23 protein-coding genes, 1 tRNA gene and 2 pseudogenes are annotated in these 26,134 nt (G+C 68.4%); 12 read left to right on the top strand and 14 right to left on the bottom strand.

The genetic code is table 11. From position 1 onward, the window contains the following. Positions 1-5: 5 nt before the first annotated feature. Entirely contained in the window at positions 6-1,100 is a 1,095-nt protein-coding gene (locus ACM6LU_RS27560) for a carboxylate-amine ligase (RefSeq protein ID WP_414940659.1), read from the bottom strand. A gap of 135 nt (positions 1,101-1,235) precedes the next feature. Here ACM6LU_RS27560 and pip point away from each other — a divergent pair, with 135 nt between their 5' ends. Then, positions 1,236-2,180: a prolyl aminopeptidase gene (gene pip, locus ACM6LU_RS27555; RefSeq protein WP_414940658.1), complete on the top strand. Its 945-nt coding sequence runs from the start codon at positions 1,236-1,238 to the stop codon at positions 2,178-2,180. 177 nt (positions 2,181-2,357) lie between these two features. On the opposite strand, the gene ACM6LU_RS27550 is transcribed toward pip, so the two are convergent. After that, complete coding sequence (locus tag ACM6LU_RS27550) at positions 2,358-3,158, bottom strand: DUF4097 family beta strand repeat-containing protein (protein WP_414940657.1); 801 nt, start codon at positions 3,156-3,158, stop codon at positions 2,358-2,360. 103 nt (positions 3,159-3,261) lie between these two features. Continuing rightward, complete coding sequence (gene ligD, locus ACM6LU_RS27545; RefSeq protein ID WP_414940655.1) at positions 3,262-4,221, bottom strand: non-homologous end-joining DNA ligase; 960 nt, start codon at positions 4,219-4,221, stop codon at positions 3,262-3,264. A gap of 46 nt (positions 4,222-4,267) precedes the next feature. On the opposite strand from ligD (ACM6LU_RS27545), the gene ligD (ACM6LU_RS27540) reads away from it, so the two are divergent. The 3 genes from ligD (ACM6LU_RS27540) to ACM6LU_RS27530 all read left to right on the top strand — a co-directional run bounded on the left by ligD (ACM6LU_RS27540) (position 4,268) and on the right by ACM6LU_RS27530 (position 8,538). Next, the gene (gene ligD / locus ACM6LU_RS27540; protein WP_414940654.1) at positions 4,268-5,185 is read left to right on the top strand and encodes a non-homologous end-joining DNA ligase; all 918 of its coding nucleotides are present in this window, start codon (positions 4,268-4,270) and stop codon (positions 5,183-5,185) included. Positions 5,186-5,744: 559 nt separating this feature from the next. After that, complete coding sequence (locus tag ACM6LU_RS27535) at positions 5,745-7,109, top strand: pyridoxal phosphate-dependent decarboxylase family protein (protein WP_414940653.1); 1,365 nt, start codon at positions 5,745-5,747, stop codon at positions 7,107-7,109. Between the two features lie 40 nt (positions 7,110-7,149). Continuing rightward, positions 7,150-8,538, top strand: coding sequence for an amino acid permease (locus ACM6LU_RS27530; RefSeq protein ID WP_414940652.1), 1,389 nt, complete (start codon positions 7,150-7,152; stop codon positions 8,536-8,538). On the opposite strand, the gene ACM6LU_RS27525 is transcribed toward ACM6LU_RS27530, so the two are convergent. Both ACM6LU_RS27525 and ACM6LU_RS27520 read right to left on the bottom strand, forming a co-directional pair. Further along, positions 8,516-9,634: an ROK family protein gene (locus tag ACM6LU_RS27525; RefSeq protein WP_414940651.1), complete on the bottom strand. Its 1,119-nt coding sequence runs from the start codon at positions 9,632-9,634 to the stop codon at positions 8,516-8,518. The two genes, ACM6LU_RS27530 and ACM6LU_RS27525, sit on opposite strands and share 23 nt — an antisense overlap. Before the next feature lie 7 nt (positions 9,635-9,641). Further along, positions 9,642-10,064, bottom strand: coding sequence for a winged helix-turn-helix transcriptional regulator (locus tag ACM6LU_RS27520; protein WP_414940650.1), 423 nt, complete (start codon positions 10,062-10,064; stop codon positions 9,642-9,644). Between the two features lie 137 nt (positions 10,065-10,201). Here ACM6LU_RS27520 and ACM6LU_RS27515 point away from each other — a divergent pair, with 137 nt between their 5' ends. Then, positions 10,202-11,614 carry an MFS transporter gene (locus ACM6LU_RS27515; protein WP_414940708.1) on the top strand — a complete coding sequence of 471 codons (1,413 nt, stop codon included), beginning with the start codon at positions 10,202-10,204 and terminating at the stop codon, positions 11,612-11,614. Here ACM6LU_RS27515 and ACM6LU_RS27510 read toward each other — a convergent pair. Then, positions 11,554-12,018, bottom strand: coding sequence for an SRPBCC family protein (locus tag ACM6LU_RS27510; RefSeq protein WP_414940649.1), 465 nt, complete (start codon positions 12,016-12,018; stop codon positions 11,554-11,556). The two genes, ACM6LU_RS27515 and ACM6LU_RS27510, sit on opposite strands and share 61 nt — an antisense overlap. Before the next feature lie 65 nt (positions 12,019-12,083). On the opposite strand from ACM6LU_RS27510, the gene ACM6LU_RS27505 reads away from it, so the two are divergent. Continuing rightward, positions 12,084-12,572, top strand: a complete 489-nt coding sequence (locus tag ACM6LU_RS27505; protein WP_414940648.1) for a hypothetical protein — start codon at positions 12,084-12,086, stop codon at positions 12,570-12,572. Here the strand turns inward: ACM6LU_RS27505 and ACM6LU_RS27500 are convergent. The 3 genes and pseudogenes from ACM6LU_RS27500 to ACM6LU_RS27490 form a co-directional block, all read right to left on the bottom strand. Next, on the bottom strand, positions 12,553-13,551 hold the full coding sequence (locus ACM6LU_RS27500) for an aliphatic amidase (protein ID WP_414940647.1): 999 nt from the start codon (positions 13,549-13,551) through the stop codon (positions 12,553-12,555). The two genes, ACM6LU_RS27505 and ACM6LU_RS27500, sit on opposite strands and share 20 nt — an antisense overlap. Further along, positions 13,538-14,163, bottom strand: a pseudogene (locus ACM6LU_RS27495) (AmiS/UreI family transporter). Before ACM6LU_RS27495 ends, ACM6LU_RS27500 begins: the two are co-directional and overlap by 14 nt. 79 nt (positions 14,164-14,242) lie before the next feature. Continuing rightward, positions 14,243-14,485 (bottom strand): annotated as a pseudogene (locus tag ACM6LU_RS27490) (hypothetical protein); the annotation flags it as partial. Positions 14,486-14,719: 234 nt separating this feature from the next. Between ACM6LU_RS27490 and ACM6LU_RS27485 the strand changes: the two are divergent. Further along, positions 14,720-15,130, top strand: a complete 411-nt coding sequence (locus ACM6LU_RS27485) for a MarR family transcriptional regulator (RefSeq protein WP_414940646.1) — start codon at positions 14,720-14,722, stop codon at positions 15,128-15,130. Between the two features lie 11 nt (positions 15,131-15,141). Here the strand turns inward: ACM6LU_RS27485 and ACM6LU_RS27480 are convergent, their stop codons facing one another. The 4 genes from ACM6LU_RS27480 to ACM6LU_RS27465 all read right to left on the bottom strand — a co-directional run bounded on the left by ACM6LU_RS27480 (position 15,142) and on the right by ACM6LU_RS27465 (position 18,048). Continuing rightward, on the bottom strand, positions 15,142-15,795 hold the full coding sequence (locus ACM6LU_RS27480) for an MFS transporter (protein ID WP_414940645.1): 654 nt from the start codon (positions 15,793-15,795) through the stop codon (positions 15,142-15,144). A 309-nt stretch (positions 15,796-16,104) separates the two neighbouring features. Then, positions 16,105-16,178, bottom strand: a tRNA-Arg gene (locus ACM6LU_RS27475). A 242-nt stretch (positions 16,179-16,420) separates the two neighbouring features. Further along, entirely contained in the window at positions 16,421-16,810 is a 390-nt protein-coding gene (locus ACM6LU_RS27470) for a peptidase inhibitor family I36 protein (RefSeq protein WP_414940644.1), read from the bottom strand. 188 nt (positions 16,811-16,998) lie between these two features. Further along, complete coding sequence (locus ACM6LU_RS27465; protein ID WP_414940707.1) at positions 16,999-18,048, bottom strand: LacI family DNA-binding transcriptional regulator; 1,050 nt, start codon at positions 18,046-18,048, stop codon at positions 16,999-17,001. Positions 18,049-18,169: 121 nt separating this feature from the next. On the opposite strand from ACM6LU_RS27465, the gene ACM6LU_RS27460 reads away from it, so the two are divergent. Next, complete coding sequence (locus tag ACM6LU_RS27460; RefSeq protein ID WP_414940643.1) at positions 18,170-19,348, top strand: MFS transporter; 1,179 nt, start codon at positions 18,170-18,172, stop codon at positions 19,346-19,348. Between the two features lie 102 nt (positions 19,349-19,450). Next, the gene (locus tag ACM6LU_RS27455) at positions 19,451-20,626 is read left to right on the top strand and encodes a sensor histidine kinase (RefSeq protein WP_414940706.1); all 1,176 of its coding nucleotides are present in this window, start codon (positions 19,451-19,453) and stop codon (positions 20,624-20,626) included. Here ACM6LU_RS27455 and ACM6LU_RS27450 read toward each other — a convergent pair. Beyond that, entirely contained in the window at positions 20,600-21,238 is a 639-nt protein-coding gene (locus ACM6LU_RS27450) for a histidine phosphatase family protein (RefSeq protein WP_414940642.1), read from the bottom strand. The genes ACM6LU_RS27455 and ACM6LU_RS27450 overlap by 27 nt on opposite strands. A gap of 42 nt (positions 21,239-21,280) precedes the next feature. Here ACM6LU_RS27450 and ACM6LU_RS27445 point away from each other — a divergent pair, with 42 nt between their 5' ends. The 3 genes from ACM6LU_RS27445 (at position 21,281) to ettA (ending at position 26,122) form a co-directional block, all read left to right on the top strand. Next, complete coding sequence (locus ACM6LU_RS27445; protein ID WP_414940641.1) at positions 21,281-23,308, top strand: cytochrome c oxidase assembly protein; 2,028 nt, start codon at positions 21,281-21,283, stop codon at positions 23,306-23,308. 590 nt (positions 23,309-23,898) lie between these two features. Next, positions 23,899-24,348, top strand: coding sequence for a single-stranded DNA-binding protein (locus ACM6LU_RS27440; protein ID WP_414940640.1), 450 nt, complete (start codon positions 23,899-23,901; stop codon positions 24,346-24,348). Between the two features lie 97 nt (positions 24,349-24,445). Then, entirely contained in the window at positions 24,446-26,122 is a 1,677-nt protein-coding gene (ettA, locus tag ACM6LU_RS27435) for an energy-dependent translational throttle protein EttA (protein WP_414940639.1), read from the top strand. Positions 26,123-26,134 lie beyond the last annotated feature (12 nt).

The following is a 26,134-nucleotide window of genomic DNA, read 5'->3' as shown; positions in this document are numbered from 1 at the left end:
CCGGTTCACCTGGCCGGGACGTTCATCGTCGCGAAGGCGAGATGCGCGGCGAATTCGCCGGGGGAGGCCGCCTCCGCGAACAACCGGCGTTGCCGGGTCGCGCCGGTCCCGTGCTCGAAAAGCGAGTGCAACCCCTGCTCGACATCGTCGAGGTCGCCGGCCGCCTTGAGCGCCGGCCGGACGAAATCGACGAGCCTGCCGAGAAGATCGCGCTGATCGGCCTCCCTGCCGGTGAAGACGTCGATACCCGGCCCGTCGAGGCCCCGGCGTGCGGCGGCCGTCAGTGCCGCGCCGATCCGGGCATTGCGAACTCGTGGAAGTCCCGTCGTCCCGGCGCAGGTCGCGACCAGCCCGCGCACCAGCGCCGCGAGGAGCACGGCGTCGTCGACGGCCAGGCAGACGTCGGCGATCCTGACCTCCACCGTGGGATGGCGAGGGGAAAGCCTGGCATAGAAGTAGACGCCGCCCGCGTCGAGGGCGGTGCCGTGGCGCAAGGCGTCCCCGACACTGCGGTCGTAGGCGGCCGCACCAGGCCATTCGTCGGGCGGTTTCGCCGTCGGCCACCGGTCCCAGATCGGGAACCGCCTGCTCGACCACCCGGAATCGGCGCCGTTCTCGACCGGGGAGTTGACACTGATCGCCAGCAACGGGGCGAGCCACGGCCGCAACCCGGCGAGGACCCGCGCGCCGAGATCCCGCGACGGCAAACCGACGTGCACATGGCAGGCACACGTCCCCGCGTCGTCGATCAGGTCGGGGAACGCCTTGGCCATGCGCCGGTACCGGGGTTCGGGCGTGAGCGTGTCCCCCCGCAGACCGGCGGGGGGCATCCCCGTCGCCACCATCAGGCAGCCGTCGGCCTCCGCCGCTCTCGCGACGGTCTGCCGCAGCCGTGTCAGTTCCGAGCGCACCTCGTCCAGGCTGTGGCAGATCCCGGACGCGGTCTCGATCTGGAACAGCATCAGCTCACCGGTGACGTCCGGCTCGGCGAGGTGTTCGAGAAGTTCGGGCGCGCGTAACGCGACCGAGCCGTCCAGCGGATCGAGGAGGACGAACTCTTCTTCCACGCCAAGGGTGAACATCGTGCCGTCAACCGCCATGGCTCCCCGTCTCTGGTGGTTTTTCGCCGGTACCGATGAATCTGCCCCTCTCGGCGTCGCGAAGAAAGGGCCGGTGTGCTGAACTTCGTTGCGGGGAGGGTGTTTCGCGACTCACTGACGGTCTAGCCTGAATCCATGATCAACCCGTATCCTCCCGCGGAGCCTTACGACAAGGGACTGCTCGATGTAGGTGACGGAAACCTCGTCTACTGGGAGACCAGCGGGAACCCGGACGGGAAACCGGCGGTCATGCTGCACGGTGGCCCAGGTCAGGGGTGCACGCCGGGCATGCGGCGGATGTTCGACCCGGCCCGCTACCGCGCGGTGCTGTTCGACCAGCGCGGCTGCGGCCGCAGCACCCCGCACGCGAGCGACCCGGCGACCGGCATGCGGCACAACACGACGGACCACCTCGTCGCCGACCTGGAACGATTGCGCGAACATCTGGGGATCGAACGCTGGCTCGTCACCGGTGGCTCGTGGGGCACGACGCTGGCACTCGTCTACGCCGAACGGTTTCCGGAGCGGGTCACGGAGATCATCGTCAGCGCCATCAGCACCACACGGAGTTCCGAGATCGACTGGCTGTATCGCGGCGTAGGCCGGTTCTTCCCCGAAGAGTGGGCGCGCTTCCGTGGCGACCTTTCCGGTGACCTGGTCGCGGCCTACGCGCGGCTCATGGAAGATCCCGACCCACACGTGCGGACCGAGGCGGCTCGGTCATGGTGCGGGTGGGAGGACACCGTGCTGTCGCTGGAGCCCGGCGCGACCGTCCACAATGGCCCGATCGGCGAGTGGGAGCTGGCTTTCGCTCGCATCGTCACGCACTACTACTCGCATCTTGGCTGGCTGGAGCCCGGCGCGGTGATCCGCGACGGGAGTCTGTTGCGGGAAATTCCCGGCGTGCTGATCCACGGCCGCCAGGATTTGAGCTGCCCGGTGGACACGGCCTGGGAACTCGCCCGAGCCTGGCCCGGCGCGGAATTGCTGATCGATGACGGGTCGGGCCATCGGTCGAGTGACGTGAAACGGGCCTGGAAACTGGCGGCGCTGGACCGATTCGCCGGTCGTGAGTGGTGAGGACGGTCAGGGCCAAGAGTGTCTCAGGTGCCTACCGGGTGCCGTGTCGCGAAAGCCACTTTCGGAACATCAGACGTCCCGAAAGTGGCTTTCGCGACACCCGGCTTATGTCCTGAAGTGCAGGCTGGCGGTGAAATCGCAAGTAGTCGACTAAATGCGATCACCACGACCACGCCCTCAGGCGGCCGCGCGGCGGATGACGATATCGTCGAGCCGCGTGCGGGCGTAGACCTTGACGCCGCCTTCGCCGCTGTCCTCGCCGAAGGAGCTGTGCACCGAACCCTTGGTGCTCTTGGCATCCACCGACGCGGTGTCTCCGTCGACACCGACTTCGATGCCCCCGGACGCGTTCGCCAGTTCGGCGCCGCGCGACAGCCTGCCGACCCGGATCGGGCAGTTGGCCGCCTTCGCGACGACGTCGCCGTCGGCGCGGTCGATGTCGAAACTTCCGCTCGAGCCGGAGAGATCCAGATCGGCGTGGGCGTGCCCGATCCAGACCTTCCCGGTGGACCCCGCGTACCGGACCGTGCCCTTGGCCTCGCCGATCCGCAGGCCGGCCGCGCCACCTTCGAGGTCGACGGTTCCGGCGACGTACCCGAACGCGACCTCGCCCGCCGCCAGGTTGCCCCGCACCGTCGCGACGCGGTCGACCTGGACCCGGCCCGACGCCACCTCCAGCACGCAGTCGCCGAACCGGCCTTCGGCGCGCACGTCCGACCACGCCGTGTTCAGGACCAGCCGGGAACCGTCGGGCACCTCGATCGTGATCGCGACCGAACCCGCCTTGCTTTTGGCTTTCTTCGTCTCGATCGACAGCTCTCCGCCCGCGAAGCCGACCTTCACGTCCGACTTGCTCGTGCTGTCGATCGGCTCGACCAGCACCACCGTGTCCGAACGTTCGCTCGCGGCGACACGCACCCGGGCACCCGCGGTGGTCAGCGTGACGGTGATCGGCTTCGGAGTGGGGAAGACAGACATGATGGAAACTCCCTCTTGGTGGTGATCTCTCGGTGATGAGAGCAACGATCACCGACCGGACTGACACCGGACCGCCATGGCACTGACACGCCGGGGACACGCCCTAAGAAGGCACTTTGACGTCTTCGGGCGCCTTGTCCGCCCGTAGCCCTCGCCAGGTCGTATGCCGTAGCCGCCTGTCCGGGGTCCAGTTCCGGTGCAAGACCTCCCCGACGAGTTTCGGCGCCACCCAGTGCACCCGCCGCGCCCGATCACGCGGGACCTCCGAAGCGAAGGGTGGCGTCTTCCGCTCCAGCGGGGTGAGCCGGCCATGCAGCTCTTCGAGGGCCTCGTCGCTGAACCCGGTCCCGACGTCCCCGACGTACCGCAGCTCACCGGCCTCGTCGTGCGCGCCCAGCAGCAGCGCGCCGAATGTCCCCGCGCGCCGTCCCTCACCGGGGCGCCAGCCGCCGATCACGACTTCTTGGGTGTGCCACAGCGCCCGTTTGATCCACTGCCGCGTCCGCTTGCCGGGGTAGTACCGGCTGTCGAGCTTCTTCGCGATCAGCCCTTCGAGCCCGTGTCGCCGGACGACTTCGAGCAGCCGATCGGGCGAGATGTCGTCGTCGGTGTAACCCGGTGGGATGACGATGCGGCCGCCGCCACCCAACGACGTCACGAGTTCGCGACGGGCCGCGTAGGGCTCGTCGAGCAGGACGGTGCCGTCGAGAAGCAGCACGTCGAAGGCGAAGAAGTGCACTGGGCTGCGCTCCAGCAGCGACGCGTCCGGCGTGCGCAGGTGCCGCGTCTGCAGCAGCGGGAAACTCGGCCGCCCCTGGTCGTCGAGGACGACGATCTCGCCGTCGAGGACGGCTTCGTGGCCGTCCATGGCTTCGCCGGTCACGTCCGGGTACGTCGCCGTGATGTCGAGGCCGCGCCGGCTGGTCAGGCGTGTCTCGCCGTCGCGCGCGACCCGCAGGCAGCAGCGGTAGCCGTCCCATTTGTATTCGTACCCCCACCCGCCGGTGGGCAGGTCACCGTCGGTCGCCAGCATCGGGGCGATCGCGTCCGGTAAGGTACTCATGCCTCACGGTACCCCGGAAACCCCGCCGGTGATCTATCGTCGAAGGGTGCCTGATGAGCGGATAACGGTCGAGGTCGAGGGACGGCGGCTGGGGCTGTCCAATCTGGACAAGGTGCTCTACCCGGCGCACGGTTTCACCAAACGCGAGGTCCTCGACTACTACCGCCGCATCGCCCCCGTCATGCTCCCGCATCTGCGCGAACGCGCCGCCACGTTCCGCCGGTTCCCGGACGGCGTCGACGGCGAACCGTTCTACGAGAAGAACGTTTCCCGGCACGCGCCCGAGTGGGTGCGCACCGCGCGGCTCACCAACCGCGGCCGCCGGGGCGGGGAGGAAACGCTCGACTACCCGGTGGTCGGCGACCTCCCGACGCTGATGTGGGCGGCCAATCTCGCCGCGCTGGAACTGCATATTCCACAATGGACGGTCGGGCCGCGCGGCGCGCGGAAAGCACCCGATCTGCTGGTGTTCGACCTCGATCCCGGTCTGCCCGCGGACGTCGTCGACTGCTGCCGGGTCGCCGAGACGCTCAGCGAACTGCTGACCGAAGACGGCCTGACCGTGTACGCGAAGACCAGTGGCAACAAGGGAATGCAGCTGTACTGCCCGGTGCGCACCCGCTCCGGTGAACGCACCTCCGAATACGCCAAGGCGGTCGCGGAGGAGCTCGCGCGCCGGTCACCGGAAACCGTGGTCGCCCGCATGACGAAGGCGATCCGCCCCGGCCGCGTCTTCATCGACTGGAGCCAGAACAACCCCGCCAAGACCACCATCGCGCCTTATTCGCTGCGCGGCCGCGCCATCCCGACCGTCTCCACCCCGGTGACCTGGGAGGAGGTCGAGGCCTGCCGCAAGGCCGCCGACCTGCTGTTCACCGCCGAGCAGGTGATCGAACGCGTGGAGGAGATGGGTGACCTGTTCGGCGACATCACCGAGCACCGCGCGGCCGTTCCCGCTCGTTGACCCGGATAGACCACTGTGGACTCCAGCCCGTTCCGCATACCGTCGACGGAGCGGGCGGGCGGGGCTGCGTGCCCACCGGGCTCGTACCTCCGGGGCCGGTGAGGAGGTGGCTGTTGACCGGGTGTCACACACTGGCCGAGACCGAGAACGCCGTGCGGGCCAAGCTGGGCGGCATCCCCCTCTTGTGGGAGCGGATGGAGGGCGGCCAACCTTCACCGCGCGGCCACGGCGGTACGGCTGCACTTCGAGAACTCGGTCCTGCGCACCGCGGGGCTCACCTGGACCGCGTTCGTGGTGCTCTGGGTGAGGAAGACCCTGGAAGCGCACGGGACTGGTCACCAGGCGCAAACATCCCGTCGAGGGACGGCTGGGGCTGCTCGCGCTGACGGCGGAGGGCGAACGGCTGCTGCGGGAGATCGTCAAGCAACTGGAGGACAAGGGCGAGTAGCGGCGTCAGGCGGTGGCGACGCGGGGGAGCTGGCCCCTACCGAAGACGGTTGCGCGAGGCCTCCGGCGACTCCTACGTTTTTTGGAGCCGAACGATCGAAGGGCGCCCTTGATGGACTTCCGGTACTGGCTCGGTCAGGCGTTGACGTCGAACGAAGCGTGGGCGGAGATGTTCACCCCCATGCGGCCGCATCCCTCGCTGGAGATCCCTGACGGGCGATTCGAGATCGCGTTCGAGGAACTCACCGAGCGGCTTAAGGACAATTACCCGTTCTTCCACCCGTCCTACGCGGGCCAGATGCTCAAACCGCCGCATCCGGCCGCGGTGGTCGGCTACCTGACCGCGATGCTGGTCAACCCCAACAACCACGCGCTCGACGGCGGGCCCGCGACGGCCGAGATGGAGCGTGAGGTCGTCCGGCAGCTGGCCACGATGTTCGGTTATACGGAGCACCTCGGGCATCTGACCACCAGCGGCACCGTGGCGAACCTCGAGGCGCTGTTCGTCGCGCGGGAGACACATCCGGGCAAGGGGATCGCCTACAGCGCCGAGGCGCACTACACACACGGCCGGATGTGCGGCGTACTCGGTGTCGAGGGCCACACGGTACCTGTCGACGCCCGCGGCGCGATGGACCTCGACGCGCTCGAAGACCTGCTGCGTACCGGGAAGATCGGCACCGTGGTGCTCACCGCGGGCACGACCGGGCTCGGCACGGTGGAGCCGGTCCACGAGGCGCTGGCGCTGCGCGAACGGTACGGCGTCCGGGTGCACGTCGACGCCGCCTACGGTGGGTTCTTCCGGCTCCTGTCCGGTTTGGACGGTCCGGAGGGGCTGCCAGGAGCCCCGTGGCTCGCCATCGCCGAGGCCGATTCGATCGTCATCGACCCGCACAAGCACGGACTTCAGCCCTACGGCTGCGGCGCGGTGCTGTTCAAGGATCCCGAGACGGCCCGGTTCTTCCTGCACGATTCGCCGTACACCTACTTCACCTCGGAAGACCTGCACCTCGGCGAGATCAGCCTCGAATGCTCCCGGGCGGGCGCGGCGGCCGCCGCGTTGTGGCTCACCTTCCGGGTGCTGCCGCCCACTCCAGACGGGCTGGGCCGGGTGCTCGCGGCCGGGCGGCGCGCGGCGTTGCGGTGGGCGAAACTGCTGGAGGACTCCGAGCGGTTCGACCTGTACCAGCCACCGGAACTCGACATCGTCACCTACTTCCCGCGCACGGAACCGCTTTCCCTGTCGAAGATCGATCAGGCGAGCACCCGGATCCTTCGCACCGGCATGGCCGCGGCGAAGGATCCGGTGTTCCTCAGCACGCTGCGGGTGAGCGCGCCGCGGTTCGGCCTGCGTCACACCGGGGTCGACGCGGACGCGGACGGCGCGCGGATTCTGCGTAGCGTGCTGATGAAGCCCGAAAGCGAGGACCACGTCGACCGGCTCCACGAACGGCTGGAAGAGTTGTCCCACGGTTGAGCACCGGACACCGCCGCTGACGCCGACGAAGGGACCCTTCATGCCCGCACCAGGCCCCGCCGAACCCGTGACCGAGATCGAGACCCGGTCACTCGGCACCGGCTTCCGGCGGCGGCACGTCACCATGCTGGCCATCAGCGGGGCGATCGGCGCCGGGCTGTTCGTGGGCACTGGCGCGGGTATCAAGACCGGTGGTCCCGGCATCCTGCTGTCCTACGTGGTCGCCGGCCTGCTCATGGTGCTCGTCATGCGCATGCTGGGCGAGATGGCGGCCGCCGAGCCGAGCAGCGGTTCGTTCTCGGTGTACGCGGAGAAGGCGCTCGGGCGCTGGGCCGGGTTCACCGTCGGCTGGCTGTACTGGTCGCTGCTGGTGGTCGTGGTGGCCGCCGAGGCGACCGCGGCGGCGGGGATCGCGAACGGGCTACTGCCCGTGATTCCGCAGTGGACCTGGGTGCTGCTGTTCATGGCGGTGCTGACCATGGTGAACCTGTTCGCCGTGCGCTCGTTCGGGGAGTTCGAGTTCTGGTTCGGCGCGATCAAGGTGACCGCCGTGGTCGGCTTCCTGGTCCTCGGCACGCTGGCGGTGTTCGGAATCCTTCCTGGCACGTCACCCGTCGGCTTGAGCAATCTCACCGGGCACGGCGGTTTCCTGCCCAATGGCCTGCAGGGCGTGCTGACCGGCCTGCTCGCGGTCGCGTTCTCCTTCGGCGGCATGGAACTGGTCACCATCGCCGCGGCGGAGTCCGACGACCCGGCGGGTTCGATCCGCCGGACCACGCGCACGGTCATCGTGCGGCTGCTGCTGTTCTACATCGGTTCCGTGGCGCTGATGGTCTTGTTGCTGCCGTGGGAATCCGCGTCGGCCAACGCCAGCCCGTTCGTGACCATCCTGGAGCAGATCGGGGTGCCGTCGGCGGCGTTGCTGATGAGTTTCGTCGTGCTGACCTCGCTGCTCTCGGCGTTGAACGCGAACCTCTACGGCGCCTCGCGAATGGTGTTTTCCCTGGCCTCACGGGGTGAAGCGCCGCGCGCGATGCTGAGGCTGTCCGGTGCCGGAGTCCCGCGGACGGCGGTGCTGGCGTCGGTGGCCTTCGGCTTCGTGGCCGTCCTGCTGAACTTCCTTGCCCCGGAACACGTTCTGCCGTTCCTGCTGAACGCCATCGGGGCAAACATCCTGCTGGTCTGGATCTTCGTCGCCATCTCCCAGCTGAGGCTGCGGAAAGCGGCGGAACGGGACGGCACGGCCGCGGACCTTCCGGTGCGGATGTGGGGCTTCCCGTATCTGAGCTGGGTCGCGCTGATCGCGATGGCGGGCGTCCTCATTCTCATGTGGACGGACGCGAGCGCGCGGGCGCAGCTGTTCACCAGTGGTGCGGTGGCCGTGCTGATCGTGGTGATCAGCCTGCTCAGGCGACGTCCGAGACGCTGAACAGTTCGCGCTCCACGCGGCTGAGGGCCAGCCGCACCGCGCCGAGCGCCACCGAATCGTCGCCGAGCATCGACGTCTCGACGCGCACCGGGAACAGGCACAGGCGAGCCAGTTCGGTGCGCAGCGGCGCCGTCAGCAGGTCTCCGGCTTGAGCGAGCCCACCGCCGATCACGACCAGCTGCGGGTCGACGGTGAGCACGGTCGCGGCGACGCCGACGCACAGATCCGTCACGAAGGCGGCCACGATCGCCTCGGCCTCGGGATCGCCATCGCGCAGGGCCTCGAAGATCCGCCTGGTGGCCTCGGCGGATCCGGAGCCGTCGCCGAACGCGAGGAACCGGTCGAGCGCCGTGTACCAGCCGACCTGCCGCAGGGCGCCGATTTCGCCCGCCGCGCCGTTGTGCCCGGCGTGCAGGTTCCCGTCGAGCAGCAGACCCAGCGAGACGGTCCGCCCGGCCCGCACGTAGACGACGTCGTCGACGCCGTGCGCGACCCCGCGCCAGTGCTCGGCCAGTGTCGCGAGCTTGGTGTCGTTGCCCGCCAGGACCGGGCATCCGCCGCCGAACTCGGCGGGCAGGTCGAGCCCCGTCCAGCCGGGCAGTCGTTCGCCGCGGACGACCTTGCCGCCGGACACCACGCCGGTGGTGCCGACGCCGAGCACCCGGACGTTCGGCAGGCCCTCGACGGCGGCGCCGAGCACCCGGTGCGCGACGCCGAGGCGGTCGGGCGCGGCCATCGCCGGGGTGAGGTCGGCCCTCGCCCGTCCGACGACGTCGCCGCGCAGATCGGCGACCAGGCACAACGCCTTGTGCGGGCCGATCTCGAGTCCGGCGACGTGCCCGGCCTCGGGACGGAAGCGATACCGCTTGGCGGGCCTGCCGACCGGTCTCGGCGCGTCGGGGGACAGGGACACCTCTTCGATCAGCCCCTGTTCACCGAGGTCGGTGGCGATCTCTTCGACCGTCGGCCGGGAGACCTCGCTCGCCTTGACCAGTTCCGTGAGGGTGAGTTCTTCGGCGGCGTACAGCGCCCGAAGGACCGCTATGGCGTTGAGTCGCCGCAGCAGTGACGGATCCCCTCCGGAAAGTCTGGCCATCAGGTCCTCAGGCGTTGACGCGCTGATCGTACCGGGCCCGCGCGACGGCGATCTCGCTCTGATGGTCCTCGGTCCAGGTGACCAGAGACTGGATGGTCTGATGCAGCGTGATGCCCAGCGGTGTCAGCGCGTACTCGACCCGGGGCGGCACGACCGGATAGACGGTCCGGTTCACGAGCCCGTCGCGTTCGAGGTGACGCAGTGTGGTGGTGAGCATGCGCTGGCTGATGCCGTCGATCTTGTACTTCAGCTCGGTGAACCGGAGGGTGTTCACGTCGAGCAGCGCGATCACCAGGAGCGACCATTTGTCCGCCACCCGGTCCAGGATCTGGCGGACCTCGCAGTCCTCGCGGGTGTCCCACTGGAAGGCCTCGTAGTCCGCCTCGGTGAGTTCACAACGACTAGGTGAGTTCAAAGTGCCTTCTTCCATGGTCACTGATGGTGTCGGAAGATCCCTTTGGTTACAAGAGGGAACCGACCGGCTGATGAGTAACCGTCGGTCCCGTGTCCACTGAGGGAGAGCCGACCTTGAACACAACGCGAACGCCGCCGCGCGCCGCCGACCGGATGAGCGGGCGGGCCTGGGGCGTGCTCCTGGTGCTGTGCGGCGCCATTTTCCTGGAGGGCATCGACGTCGCGATGCTGAACGTGGCGTTGCCGTCCATCCGCGCCGAACTCGGCCTGTCGACCGCGACGCTGAGCGGCGTGGTGAGCGCCTACGTGCTCGGCTACGGCGGGCTGATGCTGCTGGGCGGGCGCGCCGCCGACATCTACGGCCGCCGTCGCATGTTCCTGACCTGGCTGGTGGTGTTCCTCGTCTTCTCGGGGCTCGGCGGGTTCGCCACCGAGGGCTGGATGCTGCTGCTCGCCCGGTTCGTCACCGGTGTCGCGGCGGCCTTCATGACCCCGGCCGGCCTGTCGATCATCACCACGAGCTTCGAGCAAGGCCCCGAACGCACCAAGGCACTGCTGTTCTACGCCGGCACCGCGGCGGGCGGTTTCTCGCTCGGCCTGGTCATCGGCGGCCTGCTGACCAGGATCGACTGGCGCTGGGTGTTCTTCACGCCGGTGATCCTGTCCGCCGTCATCCTGGCCGCCGCGCTCTGGCTCATCAAGGAACCCGCACGACCGGAACGCGTCCCGCGGCGCTTGGACCTCGGCGGAGCCGTCACCGTGACCGTGGCGATGTTGCTGATCGCGTACGCGGTGGTCCGGCTGGAACACCCCGCACAGGGCTGGGGCTGGACGGCCGCGTCCTTCACCGGGGGAGTGGCCGCGCTGGCGGCCTTCGTGGCCATCGAACGCCGCTCGCCCGCGCCACTGGTGCGGCTGGGCATCCTGAGGTCGGGTCCGCTGGTGCGGGCCAACGCCAGTGCGCTGCTCTATGCCGGTTCGTTCTTCGGGTTCCAGTTCCTCGTCACGCTGTACCTTCAGGAACTCCGGGGCTGGTCGACGCTCGAGACGAGCTTGGCGCTGCTGGCGACCGGGATCGACGCGATCCTCGCACCGACGCTGACCCCCCGGCTGGTGGCGAGGTTCGGCAACACGCGGGTGATCTTCGGCGGCCTCGTGCTCGCCATCGTGGCGTACGCGCTCTTCCTGCCGCTGGGCCTGGACTGGACGTACGCGGCGATGTTCCCGTCGATGATCCTCCTTGGCCTCGGGTTCGCCCTCGCCTACGGCCCGCTGACGATCGTCGCCACCGACGGGATCGCCGAGGACGAACAGGGACTGGCGGGCGGCCTGCTGTACACGTCCTTCCAGTTCGGCGCGGCCCTCGGGTTGTCCGCGGCGACCGCCGTCAACGTCGCCGCCCTCGGCGATGGTTCGCGGGAAGCCGCGCTCGGCGGTTTCCGGGCGGCCTTGGTGGTGCCGCTGGTGATGGCCGTCCTCGCCGCGATCGTCATCGCTTCCGGACGTCAGCTCGCTTCGACGAAGGACGCCAGATTGGCCAAGGAGGAGGCGATCCCGGCCTCGTGATCCGCCTGGCCGATGCCGACAGGCACGCCTGTCGCGGTGACGGTCACTTCGGTGCCGTCACCGGCGGAGGTGAGCTGCCAGGTCATCGTCATGGTACCCGCGAAGGCCGGGTCGTCGGCCTCGAAGACGGCCTCCTGCACCACGCGTTCCGGCGGCAGCAGTTCGGCGAACCCGACCTCGACGACGTCCGTCGCGTCCGAACTCTTACCGGGGGCGTCGGAGGCGTCGAGATAGGTGAGGGTCATCCGGAAGCCACCGCCGGGCCGGGGATCCCAGTGTTCGACGCGGCCGCGCATGCCCTCGGGTGGCAGCCAGGCCTCGAGGGCCGCGCGGTCGAGGAGTGCGTTGTAGACGGTCGCGGGCGGTGCGGCGATCACCCGGCCGCCGTTGTCGATCCTGTCCATCCTCCCGATTCTAGGGCCGATACGCTGCCGTTGACGGATCACATCGAGCGGTGGCCCGGGGAGGGGTGATCCACATCGAGTACGTCATCGCCTGGTCCGCCTTCCTCGGCGGCTGGTTTCTGGTCGCCGGTCCCCTGTACCAGGGCGCGCTCGAACTCCGCGAGGAAGGCGAACGGCTCGACGACCTGCGTTCGGTCGAGACGCGCCGTCCCACCGGCGGCACCTCCATGTCGCGCTGGTGGTGGCTGGTACCGCCGGTGGCCGTCATCAAGGAACGCCGTCGCCGGAAGAAGGCGCAGCGCGAGTTCATGAAGACGCTCACGGCAGGCCAGCGGCGCACCATGACCACATTCGCCAACAAGGCCAAAGGCTGGTTCATCGTGTGCGCGGGCGCCTTCTTCATCGCCCTCAAGGAGACGTGGCACCTCAATCACCTGTACCACTGGCCCTTGTGGACCTACATCGCGCTCGTGCTCGTCCCGCTGGTACTGAGCTTCGTCCACACGTCACGGGGCATCCGGCTGACCGTGCTCCTCATGGGTGCGGAGGAGTGATGGTGTCGCGAGTGATCGACTCGACCTTCTCCTGCGCCTTCTTGGCATCGGTGACCCAGAGCTTGTAGAAGTCGAACGGGCAGTCCGCCACGCCCTTGTCACCCTCGTCCGCGTCCTGCACGCCCGTGTATCCGCGGTGCAGCAGCTTGAAGATGTGGTTCTGCGACTGATCGTAGGTGCGTGCGTCGCGGATCGCCGACACCGACAGTTGCGCGTACTGGATCCCGAATTCCTCCTCGCCGGTCTCGCCGAGCGTGCGGCCGTCGAAGCCGATGATCGCGGAATGGCCGAAGTACGAGTACACGCCGTCGAATCCGGCGGCGTTCGCCACGGCCACGTAACAGTTGTTGGCCCACGCCATCGCCTTGGCCATCAGTACCTGCTGTTCCTTGGCCGGGTACATGTAGCCCTGGCACCGCACGATCAGTTCGGCGCCCTTCATCGCGCAGTCACGCCAGATCTCCGGGTAGTTCCCGTCGTCGCAGATGATCAGCGAGATCTTCATGCCCTTGGGGCCGTCGCTGACGTAGGTCTCGTCGCCCGGGTACCAGCCCTCGATCGGGCACCACGGAAGGATCTTCCGGTACCTCTGGACGATCTCGCCTCGGTCGTTGATGAGCACGAGGGTGTTGTACGGGGGTTTGTCCGGGTGGTCCTCGTGCCGCTCGCCGGTGATGGAGAAAACGCCCCAGGTCTGGGCTTCCCGGCAGGCGGCCGCGAAGATCTCGGTCTCCTCGCCGGGAATCGTCGCCGCGGTCTCGTACATCTCCTTGGGGTCGTACATGATGCCCTGCGTCGAGTACTCCGGGAACACCACGAGGTCCATGCCCGGCAGCCCGGATTTCATGCCCACCACCATTTCGGCGATCTTTCGGGCGTTGGCGAGGACTTCGGCCTTGGTATGCAGGCGCGGCATCTTGTAGTTGACCACCGCGACGCCGACCGTGTCCGGGCTGGCGGAAATGTCACCGTGTCGCATGAAGACTCCTTTTCTCCGAACGGTCTTTCAGGACGTCGAGAGAACCTGCGATGGCGACCAGCACCACCGCGATCGCGGCCGCCAGCAGCGCTGTCCCGCCGTCACTGCGGTAGGCGCGCCGGTCAGCCCGAGGAAGGCGGGCACCGTGCAGGTCGGCTGGCTGAGCAGGAGGACGGTCCAGCCGGTGAATCGCGTCAGCTGCTCCTTTCCGAGGCCCAGCACCAGAAAGAACAAGGTCCACAACAGCGACCAGGACAGCCAGATGACACCGAAAACCGGATCGTTGTCGTGCCAGAAGGCGATTCCCGCGTACACCGCGGCGGCGCCCGCCACGAAGAGCGAGAACCAGCCGATGCCTTCGGGTGCCAGGCCGGCGAGGTTCGCGATGCCGATGTACAGGTAGGTGAAGCCGAACAGGTACAGACCGGACGCGGCGAGGATCGCGTCCGGATTCCCGTCCGCCTGGACGATCAGCACGGTCGGGGTGACGCACTGCAGCGCGCCAACGAACAGGTTCAGCACCGCCGCCGACCGCGACGGTATCCGGCCGAGCAGCATCAGGCCGTTGATCATCAAGGCGGCGCCGACGTAGAGCAGGCCAACGTTGCCCATGCCCACCTCCGCCTCTTCACCTGAAATATTTCCAGATGAAAGTATGTGGCGTGTCGGACCGAGTCAAGGGGTGAGGGGGTCAGAGCCGGGTGAGGACTTCGAAGTCGTAGCCGTCGGCAACAGCGAGATGGACGTGCTGGTCGGCCTGCTGCCCGCGGAACTCGATCGTGCCGCGGGGACCGTGATAGGCGACGCCGTCGATCGCCGCGTTGAGCGCGGGCAGTTCCGGCGTACCCGCGCGGCGGACGAGTTCCGCCAGCGTGTGCAGTCCCTCGTAACAGGATTCGGCGGCGTTGTTCAAGGCCGGGGCGCCGGGACCGTTGCCGCCGGATTCGTTCAGTTCGTGGACGGCCAGGTCGGTGATCGCCTCGCAGGAGGGGCCGAACAGCCCGGCGGGCCCCTGCAGCGGTACCACCATGGCGACGCGCCAGGTGTCGTCGCGGGTCCGCGTGGCGAGGCGTAGGGGCATGGCGCTCCGTGCGGTGGCCCGGTAAGGTCAAAGTGCTTTCACCTGGAAGTATCGCGAGGGTGTCCGGTTTTGGCAAGGGGACGGGATATGGGGACACGCGGCGTCACGACCGCCGGACTGTCGCTCATCGGCTCGCTCACCCGTGCCGCGAGGGCCGCCGCAGCCAGTGTGGAGCAGGTGCTCGCCAAGGAGGGGCTCACTCTGGACCAGTGGCTGGTGCTGGACGCGCTGAGCGGCAAGGGTGGCCTCTCCATGGCCGAAATCGCCGACCGGACGCTGGCCACCGCCCCGACGCTGACCAGGGTCGTCGACAGACTGGTGACCACCGCGCAGGCCTACCGCGAGGTCGACGCCGCCGACCGGCGCCGGGTGCTCGTCCACCTCAGCGCCCGTGGCCGCACGACGCACCGGCGCGTGGCCGCGAAGGTGTCCGAGGTGGAAGCCCGGCTCGACGTGACGGATGAAGTGCTCATGGCGTTGCGGGGTCTCGGCGGCTGAAGCCCCGGTCGTCAGGCGTGCGGCGGACCCTGCGGCGGGTACGGCATCGACTGAGCCGGTGGTTTCGTCTTCATCACCGCGACGATGCCGATGACACCGGCGACGACGAGCGCGGCGAACACGAACACCGCGGCTACCAGGTACACCACGCGGAAGCCGACAGCGTCCGAGAGCAGCCCGCCGAGGACCGGTGCGATCGCCAAGGCAAGGACACCGAGCCCCGCGGTCACCCCGGCCGCGGCGCCGCGGCCGGTGCGCAGCCGCCGGAGCAGCGCGATGGTCACGCCGATGACCGCGCCCGCGCCGAGTCCGTTGAGCACCCGCGCGACCAGGAACAGGACGCCCTCGGGGGTGAAGGCGACCAGCACCACACCGAGGAGCATCGAGCAGATCGCGGGCACGGTCACCGCCGTCGGGAAGCGCGCTCCGAGCAGCAGGCCTGCCGGGAAGGCGATCGCGGCCGCGACGAGGTACGCGACCAGTCCACTCAGCAGCAGGGCCTGGTTGGACATGCCCAGCTCGATCTGCAGGGTCGCCCGGCCGTCGAAGCGGTAGATCACGGTAAGCAGGAACAGGCCGATGAGCGCGGCGAACCCGGGCCCGATGAGCAGCCACCATGGCGGTCCGGCGGTCGGATGCGGGTCGCGCTGCGTCGGCACGTACATGCGCACAACCTATAGCGCCTAACGATGTGGATGAACCACTTCCCGGGGAAGGCGGCGGAGGGGCGCACAGGACGCTCGTCCCGCCCGGTGTGACTGTGACCAACAACTGAGGATCTTCGACATCTGTTCCCGTTGGAAACACGCGGCTTTCCGGCGCTTGGGTGATGTTCTGCCGCGTTACGGGCCGTAACCGGAGACGCCTGTTCGAAGTCGCCGCTGGGACATCACGTGATGCCCCAGCGGCGGACCTGCTCGGACTCATCCGCGTCCGAGTTGCCTGGTCAAGATGCCTCTTGACCAGGTGCGACGTGCCCCCGGCAGGACTTGAACCTGCGACCTAGAGATTAGAAGGCTCTTGCTCTATCCAGCTGAGCTACGAGGGCCGACGTCGGCGACGTTGGGTGTCGCCCAGCACCGGCAGCTTAGCCGTCGCCAACCTGTCGATCGTTCGACACCGCCAGATCGTTTCAGGTCGAGCCCACTGTTTTTCGGAACGCCCGTGAGCGCGTCACGACGCGGGGTGACGCGCCCACGGGCCGGGGCCGCTTCGGGGGAGCGGCCCCTGGGTTCGTGCAGGTCGCGAGTCGACTCTTCGGCGAGCGACCGGCACGAACCGCCGGGGTGGTCAATCCCAGATCTTGAGGGCGCGAATCACGAACGGTCCCTGCGGTACGTAGGTGCCGCCACCCGGATAGGTGATAAAATCTCCTTCGGTCGTGCATTCTTCACTCTGATAAATCGTGACGTCCCTGCTCAACCGGTTCACGAACGAATGTCCGTCGAATCCTGCGGGCAGGGGAATGCATTCCTCGGGATTGGCGGTTCGCAGGTCGAATTCGTGCACGGTGCCGCTGAATGATTCTTCGCTCCAGACGCAGAACTCGCCCTTCTGACAGTCGGGTGCGGGCGGCGCGGTGGTGGCGCTCGCGACTCCGGTACTGGTCAGCAGGCCGAGCATGGTCAGCAGGAGTACCTGCGGGAGGCGTGCGCGCAGGTTCGTCAAACGTCGTTGCATGGCTGGGTTCTCCCCCGTGGATCGGCGGCTCGATCGCCGTCGGTGAATGTGTGATTCCACGATGACCCGGCGGGAAGGCTTTGTCAGCCCGCATTTCTACTGTTGTGGATAAGTAGTTGTGCGCCGCTCGATCGGGGCTAGTTGTCCACAGATCACCGAGACCGCATTGCGCTTGCCGAAATCAGCTGCTAGGCGGGCGCGGTCGACTCGCGGACGACCAGTTCGGTGGGGATCTCGGCGGGCGCGGGCGTCTTTTCCCCGCGCAGCAGGGTCAGGACCAGGTCGCCTGCCGCCCGCCCCTTGGCGGCGAGGTCCTGCCGGACCGTCGTCAGCGGTGGTTCGGACCACCGGGCGGGCGGGACGTCGTCGAAACCCACAACGGAAAGATCGCCAGGAACGGACAGCCCGAGGTTTCTCGCCGCCGAGATCGCCGCCAGTGCCAGCAGATCCGACATGCACAACAGCGCGGTCGGACGTGGCTGCCGGTCGAGCAGTCCGAAAGCGCTTGGAAGGGCTTCCTCGACCGAGAGTCCGGACGCCTCCCAGATCGGCACGTCCGCCACCGGGACACCCGCCTCGGCCAGCGTCTCCAGGTAGCCCGCCACCCGCTCGCGGTTGTCGTGGAACCGGCCGTTCCCGGCCTCCGCCGCGCTCAGTTCGCCGCCGCGTGGCGCCGAGAGGCACTGCGCCGAGAAGATCCCGATCCGCCGGTGCCCGAGGTCGAGCAGGTGCCGGGCCGCCGCGGCCGCCCCCGCACGGTCCGCCACCCCGATCCTGGCCGAACCGCGGATATGCGGCTGGTCGATCACCACCAGCGGCATGCCACGGTCACGGACCGCGCTCAGCGCCGGCGCCCCGTCGGCCAGCGAATACGCCACCGCGATGTCGGCTTGCGCGGTCAGGATCCGCTCCGCGCGCGGGCCGCCGCTCTCGCCGTCGCCGGGAAGCAGCAAGAGGGCGTGGCCCTCGGGGTCGACGACGGTCGAGAGCGCGTCGAGGGTGAGCGACAGCGCTGGGTCCGAGAAGGCCGTCGAAAGGTTCGTGTCGAGCAGGACGGCGATCGCGCCGGTGCGGCTCGTCGCCAGGCTGCGCGCCGTCGGGTTCGGGCCCGCGTACCCGATTTTCTTCGCCGCGCGCAGCACCTCTTCGCGCAGTTGGGCGGACAGCTGATCGGGCCGGTTGTAGGCGTTGGAGACGGTCGCCCGCGATACCCCGACGGCGTCGGCGACATCGTCCAACGTCGGCCTACGCCGTCGCGTCGTGGTCACCGCCGCAGTCTAGTCCCGGGCGGAACCGGTAGACTTTCTGAAGCGCTTAAGTCATTCTGGGGAAACAAGGTTCGGAAGGAGACTGGGGTTTATGCGTGACCGTACGGCCGTTTTCGTCGTGTTCGCGCTCAACGGGGCCGCGCTCGGCTCCTGGGCGCCGCGGACTCCGGCGCTGTCGGAAAGAGTGAACGCCTCACCGGGTGTTTTCGGCCTGGCCCTGCTGGGTGCCGCCGTCGGTATGTTGATCGCGGCCTCGGTTTCGGGGCGGCTGATCGAGCGGCACGGTGCCCGCGCGGTGGTCGCGGGCAGCACGATCATCGCCTGCGCCGCGTTGCCGATGATCGGCTTCTCGACGTCGGTCATCCTGCTCGCCGGGGCGCTGTTCGTCCTCGGCGCGAGCGTCGGCGCGCTGGACGTCGCGATGAACGTCGCGGGCGTCGAGGTGGAGCGTCGGTCAGGGCGGGCCATCATGCCGATCCTGCATGCCGGGTTCAGCTTCGGAGCGCTGGCGGGCTCCGTCGCCGCCGGTTTCGCCGCTTCGCACCAGTGGTCGCCGGGTCGCCATCTCACCATTGCCGCGTTGGCGGCGCTGGTGGTGCTCGCCTTCGTCGTCGCGGCCGTGCCTGGCGCGCGGCCCGCACACGCCGGACCCGTCGAGAAGCCGCGGGTACCGCCGATCAAACGTCCCGTCCTCTGGCTGCTCGCCGCCATCGCGCTGTTCTCGGCGATCGCGGAAGGCGCGAGTTCGGACTGGTCCGCCCTGCTGATGACATCCGTGCACGGCGTCGGCGACGGCGCCGCGGCCTTCGCCTACTCCGGTTTCGCCCTGGCCATGGCGCTCGCCAGGCTCGCGGGCGCTTGGCTTCAGCGCCGCTTCGGCGCGACTCGCGCGCTGGCGGTGGGCGCCGGCGTCGCCGCGGCCGGACTCGTGCTCGCCGCGCTGGCTCGCCAGCCTGTGTTCGGATTCGTCGGCTTCGCGTTGGCGGGAGCCGGGCTGGCCGCGGCCTTCCCGATCGCGTTGAGCCTCGCGGGGGCGTCCGGCAAACGCGCCGACGGCACCGGCGGAGAGCGGGAGCTGGCCTTCGTCACCGCGATCGCCTACACCGGCTTCCTCGCCGGGCCGCCGCTGATCGGCGGAATCGCGCAGGTGACGTCGTTTTCGGTGTCGTTCTTGTTCGTCGGCTTGACCGCCGCGCTGATCGTGCCGTCCGCGCTGGCCGCGGCGCGGGCGGCGAAACGAGAGGAGATGTCCGAACCCGTCGCCCGTTGACATCCTCGCCAGGACGCGGGCAAGCTGATTGCTCGTAAACTGAAATGAATGCGACTCGCTCGCTGTTTCAGGATGGCTGATCCGGGGAGGGGCGGCGTGAGGGTGCTGATGCTCGGGGGCGGCGTAGGGGTCCTGACCGGTCGTCACCAGGTTCCCGGGATCCCGGCGCGGCTGGTGCAGACCGCGTTGCCCCGGCTCGTGCTGGTCCCGGTGGTGTTCCGGCTGGTGATGCTCGTGCAGGCGCTGTGGGCGGCGGGCTTCGGCGGTCCGTCGGTGCTGTGGACTTTCGCGGTGCTGTACCTGGTGCCGAACGTCGCCGAAGCCGCCTGGATCTTCCGCTTGTCCGCCCGCGATCCCGCTGGTACGCGCCTCGTACCGGTGGCCGACGCCGGGGTCGCCGTGCTCCTGACCCTGGGTGCCGCGCTGATCGCGCAGGACATCGCGATCACGTCGATCATCTGGACCCATCTGATGGGCACGGTGATGATCTGGACCCTGCTGCGCGGCGCGCTGGCGGGATCGCTGGTCGTCGGCGGCGGAGTGGTTCTGCACGCCGTGCTGGACCCGGCCTCCTCGCTCGGTCTCTTCCTCACTCTCGCGACCGCGCTGGTGGCGTCGCTCGCGATCGTCGGCCTGGTCGGCGCGTCGATGCGGTTCGCGCTCGGGTTCGGGGAGCAGCAGGGCCGGGCGGCGGAACGCGAACGGCACCGCCGCGACGTCCATGACACCGTCCTTCAGGTGATGGAGTCGTTCGCGATCCCCGCGCCTGCCGACGAACTCGACCCGGCGGCCAGCCTCGACCGGGTTCGCCGCACCGCCCGCGCCCAGGCGCTGCGCCTCCGGATCAGTCTCGAGCACGAACCGGCGGAGCCGGTCGGACTGCATCAGCGACTACGGCTGCTCGCCGCCGAAATGGCCCTTGAAGGCCTGCGAGCCGAGGTCGTCATCCAGGACGACTGTGGTCCGGCACTCGCGGAGGAATCCGCCATGGCCCTGCACGACGCGGCGAGGGAAGCCTTGCGCAACACACTGAAGCACTCCGGGACCAGACGGGCCGTCGTCAGCGTCGAAGAGATCGGCGGCGGGGTTTCCCTGACGGTGCGCGATCACGGCGCCGGTTTCGACGTCGGCGACCGGCGGCACGGGTTCGGGCTCGAGAACTCGATCATCGCGCGGATGGCGGAAATCGGTGGCTTCGCGCGGATCGAATCCAGCCCGGGTTTGGGGACGAGAGTGGTGCTCCTCGCTCCATCAATCCTGCGTGTCCCCGTCGGGTGAGTCCCGCCATTGGCGGAACGGCCGGTCCAGCGTCCATTCGTCATCCTTGCGTTCGACGACGCGATATTCGCAGGTCGACGGGTTGGACAGGGACTCGAACAGCTCGATGCTCCAGCCGAAGAGACGGCGGCACAGCAACCGGATCGTCAGGCCGTGCGAGACGACCAGCACGGTCTTGGGGTGATGTTCGCCGCAGGCCGCCAGCTCGCTGAGGAAGGCCGCGACCCGGTCGTCCACGTCCGCGCCGGACTCGCCGAACGGGAGCCGGTAGAAGAAGTGCCCGAACTCGTGACGGCGTTGCTTCTGGACCTCCTGCCCCAGCGGGTCCTGGAGGTTGCCCCAGTCCTGTTCCCGCAGCCTCGGCTCCGGCACGATCCGCTCGCAGACGTCACGGATGTCCAGTAGTCGCAACGTTTCCCGCGTCCGCAGATAGGGGCTGACGTAGACCGCCGGGCGCTCGCCGTCGAGGAGGTCCCTGAGCTCCGGGCCAGCCCGCCGAGCCTGCTCGCGGCCGGCGTCGGTCAGGGGGAGGGAGTGGTCGGGGATCCGGGTGTAAGCGAGTTCGTCGACGTTGCCGAGCGACTCGGCGTGCCTCAACAGGATGATCCGCACGCCGCCATCTTGCCCCTTGCGCGCCCGGCTTACCCTCGTGACGTGCCTTCAGACCCCGAGACGAAACCGGCCCCACCCGCGCGGAAGGCCGGTGTCCTGCCGCTGGTGTCGATCGGGGCGCTCCTGGCCGCGGTGGTGGCCGTCGGCCTGGTCGCGCTGACCGGCGGCGCCGGTTACGTCATCGCAGGCCTGCCGGATCCGGGGCTGGTGACGCGCTACGGCATCACCGTCGTCCGGGTGCTGGCCGAGGCGGCTTCGGTGCTGTGCGTGGGTTCACTGCTGCTCGCCGCGTTCCTCGTCCCGCCGCAGAAGTCCGGCACGCTCGCGGCGGACGGCTACTCGGCCATCCGCGTCGCGGGCGCCGCCGCCTGGGTCTGGTTCTTCGCCGCCGCCGCGTCGATCTTCTTCTCCGCGGCCGACGGCGCGGGTCGCCCGTTCTCCGAGGTGCTTTCGCCGCAGGTGCTGATCGACCTCGTGGACGCCATCGAGCAGCCCAAGGCGTGGCTGTTCACCGCGCTGATCGCGCTGCTGGTCGCACTCGGCTGCCGTCTCGCGCTGACCTGGGGCTGGACGACGGTGGTCTTCTTCCTGTCCGTCGGAGGCCTGATCCCCGTCGCGGTCACCGGGCATTCCGCGAGCGGCGGCTCGCACGACATGGCGACCAACAGCCTGCTGTACCACCTGGTCGCCGCCGCGCTGTGGGTCGGCGGCCTGGTGGCGCTGCTCGCGCTCGGCTGGCGCCGCGGCGAGAACCTCGAGCTCGCCGCGACCCGGTTCTCCAAGCTGGCACTAATCTGCTGGATCGTGATGGCGCTCTCCGGCCTCGTCAACGCGCTGGTGCGGATCAGGATCGCCGACCTGTTCACCACCGACTACGGCCTCCTCGTGGTCGCGAAGATCGTGGCTTTGCTGCTGCTCGGCGTCTTCGGGCATCAGCAACGGCAAAAGGGCGTGGCCGGGCTGGTGAACGGCGCGGGTGGCGGGCAGTTGCTGCGGCTCGCCGCGGTCGAGGTGCTGATCATGTTCATCACGATCGGCATCGCGACCGGGCTCGCGAAAACCCCTCCGCCGCAGGAATCGTTCACCCAGCCATCGACGACGGAACTGCTGATCGGCTACGACCTTTCCGGTCCGCCGACCGTCTTCCGGCTGCTCACGGACTGGCGGTTCGACCTCGTCTACGGCACTCTCGCGATCGTTCTCGCCGGGCTGTACCTCGCCGGCGTCCGGCGGCTGCGGCGCCGCGGCGACACCTGGGCCACCGGCCGGACCGTCGCGTGGCTCGCGGGCTGTTTCGTGCTGCTGATCGCGACGTCGTCCGGCGTCGGGCGGTACGCGCCCGCGATGTTCAGCGTGCACATGGGCAACCACATGCTGCTGTCCATGGTGGCGCCGGTGCTGTTCGTACTCGGCGGACCCGTGACGCTCGCGCTGCGCGCGCTACCCGCAGCCGGTAAGGAAGCCCCGCCCGGACCGCGTGAATGGCTGCTCGCCTTCGTGCACTCGCCGCTTTCGCGGTTCCTGACCCATCCGATCGTCGCGCTGCTGCTGTTTGTCGGTTCTTTCTACGGCCTGTACTTCTCGGGACTGTTCGACTCCGCGCTGAACTACCACTGGGCGCATCTGGCGATGAACGCGCATTTCCTGCTCGCCGGATACGTCTTCTACTGGCCGGTGATCGGTGTCGACCCCGCGCCACGACGGCTCCCGCCGCTGGGACGGCTGGGGATGATGTTCGCCGCCATGCCGTTCCACGCGTTCTTCGGGATCGCGCTGATGAGCATGCAGACCGTGCTCGGCCAGGACTTCTACCGGTCGCTGAAGCTGCCGTGGGTCACCGATCTGCTGACCGACCAGCGGCTCGGGGGCGGGATCGCGTGGGCGTCCGGTGAGGTGCCGGTCCTGCTGGTACTCGTCGCGCTGCTGGTGCAGTGGGCGCGGCAGGACGAGCGGGAGGCTCGACGCCGGGACCGCCGCGAGGACGCCTCGGGGGACGCGGATCTGAACGCCTACAACGCGATGCTGAAGAACCTCGCGGATCGGGGCCAGGGGCCGGGGCAGGGCTCTTGACCGGTGAAGTCCGTGAAGGACTCCTTAAGGGACCCAGAGTCCCTCGAAGTTCCCCTCACCCGTCCAGGAACGTCGCTTCAGGTCTCAGCCATCCCGCCAACCACCTCGGCTCAGCCGAGGAAACTCGCCCTTCACGTGCAGGGCGTCGGTACCAAGTCGGTCGGGACTGGTGACTTGGAGTCTGAGAAGTAGGCGACGGTGGCGTGTTCGTGGGCGGGCCGGTTGCGGGTGAAGGCTCCCTTCGCCGCGTCTGAGGCAGTGAAGGGAGCCTTCACCCAGGCGTCGGGACGGCGACCCCCGGGTATCGCACACTGCGGGCCGATGTCCCAATGCGGCAATGGGGACACTGAGCGTCTCCAATGTGGCATTGGGGGCAGCGGCCGCGAACAGCGCGGTAATGCTCCCCTCGGCCCCCAAGCGCGGCCTATCACAAGTCCCCGCCCAGTCGGCGACTTCCGCCCGAGTTGTCCACAGGAAGCCCGCCCTGCCCGGAGTTGTCCACAGATCCCGTTCACGCCCTTTGCCGGTCCTTGATTCGAGGCAGTCTGTGATCAAGGGAAACACCGAGGAGAAAGGCGAGTGTGATGGCGATGGGCGAAACGTGGGTGACCATGATCGGCAACCTGACCAGCGAACCGGTCCACCATCCGGAACGGATTCACGGGCACGATGTCGTGTCGTTCGGCTTGCGGAGTGTCGAACGCCGGTACGACAAGGAAAGGGGGGAGTGGGGTGAGGGACGGCAGCTCGCGGTCAAGGTCACCTGCTGGCGGAAGCTGGCGATGGCGGCCTTTTCCTGCCTGAGCAAAGGTGATCCGGTGATCGTGGCCGGACGGCTGCGTGGTGCCGAGACCGCGGAGGAGATCCCGGCACCTCTCGGTCTACCTGAGCTTGAGGCCTTCTCCATCGGCCCCAACCTCGCGCGCTGCTCGGCCGAGATCCGGCGGATCGGGCGTGACCGGCCCAGGGCGATCCCGCTACCGCCGCCGCCAGCCGGGAATCCCATGGTCACCGCGCTGGAGGACGCACCCGTGGCTTGAGAATTCCGATGCTCACTCAGTGATATCGGGCTGACTGTCGGTAGTTCGGTGGTGACCGCCGTCAAGGCCGCGATCGGCTCGCTCTACGATCGCTTATATGGCCGAGTTCATCTACACCATGAAGAAGGTGCGCAAGACCGTCGGGGACAAGGTCATCCTCGACGACGTCAGCACCGCGTTCTACCCCGGCGCCAAGATCGGCGTGGTGGGGCCGAACGGCGCGGGTAAGTCCACCGTTCTGAAGATCATGGCGGGGATCGAGCAGGCCAGCAACGGCGAAGCCTTCCTCCAGCCTGGCGCCAGCGTCGGCATCCTCATGCAGGAGCCGGAGCTCAACGAGGAAAAGACCGTCCGCGAGAACGTCGAAGAGGGCCTTGGTGACATCAAGGTCAAGCTCAACCGCTTCAACGAGGTCGCCGAGCTGATGGCGACCGACTACAGCGACGAGCTGATGGAGGAGATGGGCAAGCTCCAGGAGGACCTCGACCACGCCGACGCGTGGGAGATCGACTCCGCGGTGGAGCAGGCGATGGACGCTCTGCGCTGCCCGCCGCCGGAAGAGCCGGTCACGCACCTCTCCGGTGGTGAGCGCCGCCGGGTCGCGCTGTGCAAGCTGCTCCTGTCCGCGCCCGACCTGCTGCTCCTCGACGAGCCAACCAACCATCTGGACGCCGAAAGCGTGCTGTGGCTGGAACAGTTCCTCGCGAACTACGCCGGTGCCGTCCTCGCCGTCACCCACGACCGGTACTTCCTGGACAACGTCGCGCAGTGGATCATGGAGCTCGACCGTGGCCACGTCGTCGGCTACGAGGGCAACTACTCGACGTACCTGGAGAAGAAGGGCGAGCGTCTCGCCATCCAGGGCAAGAAGGACGCCAAGCTCGCCAAGCGACTGAAGTCCGAGCTCGAATGGGTCCGGTCGAACGCCAAGGCGCGCCAGACCAAGTCGCGGTCCCGGCTCGACCGCTACGAGGAGATGGCCGCGGAGGCGGACAAGTACCGCAAGCTTGACTTCGAGGAGATCCAGATCCCGCCGGGGCCCCGGTTGGGCAGCGTGGTCGTCGAGGTCGAGAAGCTGCGCAAGGGTTTCGACGACCGTGTGCTGATCGACGGCCTGTCGTTCGACCTGCCGCGTAACGGCATCGTCGGCGTGATCGGGCCGAACGGTGTCGGCAAGACGACCCTGTTCAAGACGATCGTCGGGCTCGAGGAGCCGGACGACGGCCAGGTCAAGATCGGCGAGACGGTCAAACTGTCCTATGTGGACCAGAACCGTGGCGGGATCGACCCGAAGAAGACGGTATGGGAGGTGGTTTCGGACAAGCTGGACTACATCCACGTCGGGCAGACCGAAATGCCCTCGCGTGCCTACGTCAGCGCGTTCGGCTTCAAGGGCCCGGACCAGCAGAAACCGGCGGGAGTGCTCTCCGGCGGTGAGCGCAACCGGCTGAACCTGGCGCTGACCCTCAAGCAGGGCGGGAACCTGATCCTGCTCGACGAGCCGACGAACGACCTGGACGTCGAGACCCTTGGCTCGCTGGAGAACGCCCTCGAACAGTTCCCCGGCTGCGCCGTGGTCATCTCGCACGACCGGTGGTTCCTCGACCGGGTCGCGACGCACATTCTCGCCTGGGAAGGCACCGACGAGAACCCCTCGCAATGGTTCTGGTTCGAAGGTAACTTCGAGGGCTACGAGAAGAACAAGATCGAACGTCTCGGTGCCGAGGCGGCTCGGCCGCACCGCGTCACCCATCGCAAGCTGACCCGCGACTGAGGGCCGGGGGTT

Origin of the sequence: Amycolatopsis sp. cmx-11-51 (assembly GCF_047608665.1) — a bacterium.
GTDB lineage: Bacteria > Actinomycetota > Actinomycetes > Mycobacteriales > Pseudonocardiaceae > Amycolatopsis.
This window is presented reverse-complemented; position numbering and strand designations above follow the sequence as displayed.

What these genes read in the sequence shown, in the direction of transcription:
- ACM6LU_RS27560 (WP_414940659.1), bottom strand. Translation starts at nt 1,100, where the DNA reads ATGGCGGTTGACGGCACGATGTTCACCCTTGGCGTGGAAGAAGAGTTC.
- pip (WP_414940658.1), top strand. Translation starts at nt 1,236, where the DNA reads ATGATCAACCCGTATCCTCCCGCGGAGCCTTACGACAAGGGACTGCTC.
- ACM6LU_RS27550 (WP_414940657.1), bottom strand. Translation starts at nt 3,158, where the DNA reads ATGTCTGTCTTCCCCACTCCGAAGCCGATCACCGTCACGCTGACCACC.
- ligD (WP_414940655.1), bottom strand. Translation starts at nt 4,221, where the DNA reads ATGAGTACCTTACCGGACGCGATCGCCCCGATGCTGGCGACCGACGGT.
- ACM6LU_RS27535 (WP_414940653.1), top strand. Translation starts at nt 5,745, where the DNA reads ATGGACTTCCGGTACTGGCTCGGTCAGGCGTTGACGTCGAACGAAGCG.
- ACM6LU_RS27530 (WP_414940652.1), top strand. Translation starts at nt 7,150, where the DNA reads ATGCCCGCACCAGGCCCCGCCGAACCCGTGACCGAGATCGAGACCCGG.
- ACM6LU_RS27525 (WP_414940651.1), bottom strand. Translation starts at nt 9,634, where the DNA reads ATGGCCAGACTTTCCGGAGGGGATCCGTCACTGCTGCGGCGACTCAAC.
- ACM6LU_RS27520 (WP_414940650.1), bottom strand. Translation starts at nt 10,064, where the DNA reads ATGGAAGAAGGCACTTTGAACTCACCTAGTCGTTGTGAACTCACCGAG.
- ACM6LU_RS27515 (WP_414940708.1), top strand. Translation starts at nt 10,202, where the DNA reads ATGAGCGGGCGGGCCTGGGGCGTGCTCCTGGTGCTGTGCGGCGCCATT.
- ACM6LU_RS27510 (WP_414940649.1), bottom strand. Translation starts at nt 12,018, where the DNA reads ATGGACAGGATCGACAACGGCGGCCGGGTGATCGCCGCACCGCCCGCG.
- ACM6LU_RS27500 (WP_414940647.1), bottom strand. Translation starts at nt 13,551, where the DNA reads ATGCGACACGGTGACATTTCCGCCAGCCCGGACACGGTCGGCGTCGCG.
- ACM6LU_RS27485 (WP_414940646.1), top strand. Translation starts at nt 14,720, where the DNA reads ATGGGGACACGCGGCGTCACGACCGCCGGACTGTCGCTCATCGGCTCG.
- ACM6LU_RS27480 (WP_414940645.1), bottom strand. Translation starts at nt 15,795, where the DNA reads ATGTACGTGCCGACGCAGCGCGACCCGCATCCGACCGCCGGACCGCCA.
- ACM6LU_RS27470 (WP_414940644.1), bottom strand. Translation starts at nt 16,810, where the DNA reads ATGCAACGACGTTTGACGAACCTGCGCGCACGCCTCCCGCAGGTACTC.
- ACM6LU_RS27460 (WP_414940643.1), top strand. Translation starts at nt 18,170, where the DNA reads ATGCGTGACCGTACGGCCGTTTTCGTCGTGTTCGCGCTCAACGGGGCC.
- ACM6LU_RS27440 (WP_414940640.1), top strand. Translation starts at nt 23,899, where the DNA reads ATGGGCGAAACGTGGGTGACCATGATCGGCAACCTGACCAGCGAACCG.
- ettA (WP_414940639.1), top strand. Translation starts at nt 24,446, where the DNA reads ATGGCCGAGTTCATCTACACCATGAAGAAGGTGCGCAAGACCGTCGGG.